This is a genomic window from Pseudoxanthomonas sp. LjRoot204_2 (genome assembly GCF_056175765.1).
In genome coordinates, this window is the sequence record NZ_JBGFFG010000658.1 from 1 (window position 1) to 1,331 (window position 1,331).

The window sequence follows — 1,331 nt, forward strand, 5'->3', positions numbered from 1 at the left end:
AGATGGTGTCGGTCATGGCGGTACGGCTCTCCGTGCGTGAAATCAGGTCATCTCGCTGCGGCCGCCGAACGCATGAGCCAGCGTGCCGCGGTCGACGTACTCCAGTTCCCCCCCCAGCGGCACACCATGGGCCAGGCGACTGGGACGCACGCCCTGCTGCCGCGCCAGCTGCGCAAGGTAGTGGGCGGTCGCTTCGCCTTCGACGGTCGGGTTGGTGGCGATGATCAGTTCGCTCACCTCCCCCGCTGCGAGGCGCGCGGACAGCGCATCCAGCCCAAGCTCGCGCGGTCCGACACCATCCAGCGGCGACAGACGCCCGTGCAGGACGAAGTACACCCCGCGATAGCCGGTGGCCTGCTCGATGGCGAGGCGATCGGATGGCGATTCCACGATGCACAGCTGGTGGCGGTCGCGGCTGCCGCTCGCGCAGAGCGTGCAGATCGCGCCCTCGGTGAAATCGCGGCACTGCTCGCAGTGGCCGATCTGGTCGAGCGCTTCGGCCAGGACGCCGGCCAGGCGCCGGCCACCGTCCCGCTCCCGGTCGAGCAGGTGGTACGCCATGCGCTGCGCGGTCTTCTGCCCGACACCGGGCAGGACGCGCAACGCTTCGATGAGCTGTTCGAGCAGCGGGCTGGACATGTCGTTCCGGGACAGCGCAGGCGCGCCGCCGTCAACCGATCGGGATCGCGGTCAGAACGGCATCTTCATGCCGGGCGGCAGCGGCATGCCGGCCGTGGCGGCGCCCATGCGCGACTTCGATTCCGCGTCGACCTTGTTGGACGCATCGTTGAAGGCGGCGGCGATCAGGTCCTCCAGCATTTCCGCGTCCGACATCAGCGACGGATCGATGCGGACCTTGCGGCATTCCTTGGCGCCGGTCAGCGTCACGCTGACCATGCCGCCCCCGGCATTGCCGGTGACTTCCAGCTTGGCGAGTTCTTCCTGGGCGCGCTGCAGGTTCTCCTGCATCTTCTGCGCCTGCTGCATCAGTTGGGCGATGTTTCCACGCATGTCGTGATCACTCTTCGTAAGGTCGGATGGAGTCCGGAACGAGCCGGGCGCCATGCTGCTGCATCAGCTGGCGCACGTCCGGATGGTTCATGAAGGTCGATTCGGCGACGTTCTGGCGTTCGTCGCGCTGCCGGTGGCTGCGCTGCTTCAGCGTCTCGCTTGCCGACGCGGCCGCCGCGAATGCCAGCCTCGGCGCCACCCCATAGCGGCTGGCGATGGCCTCACCGAGTTCGCCGAGGGTACGTTCCGATCGCAGGTAGTCGAAGCCGCTGTCTAGCGCGAGGGTCAGCGTACCGTCCGCATATCCGGCGAAGGCGACG

Annotated in this window: 2 protein-coding genes and 1 pseudogene; all 3 read right to left on the reverse strand. The window is 67.9% G+C overall.

What is annotated here, in order from left to right:
• Nucleotides 1–42: 42 nt before the first annotated feature.
• Entirely contained in the window at nt 43–639 is a 597-nt protein-coding gene (gene recR / locus AC04L7_RS18845; RefSeq protein WP_296280103.1) for a recombination mediator RecR, read from the reverse strand.
• A gap of 51 nt (nt 640–690) precedes the next feature.
• Nucleotides 691–1,011, reverse strand: coding sequence for a YbaB/EbfC family nucleoid-associated protein (locus tag AC04L7_RS18850; RefSeq protein WP_296280101.1), 321 nt, complete (start codon nt 1,009–1,011; stop codon nt 691–693).
• A 7-nt stretch (nt 1,012–1,018) separates the two neighbouring features.
• Nucleotides 1,019–1,331 (reverse strand): annotated as a pseudogene (locus AC04L7_RS18855) (DNA polymerase III subunit gamma/tau); the annotation flags it as partial.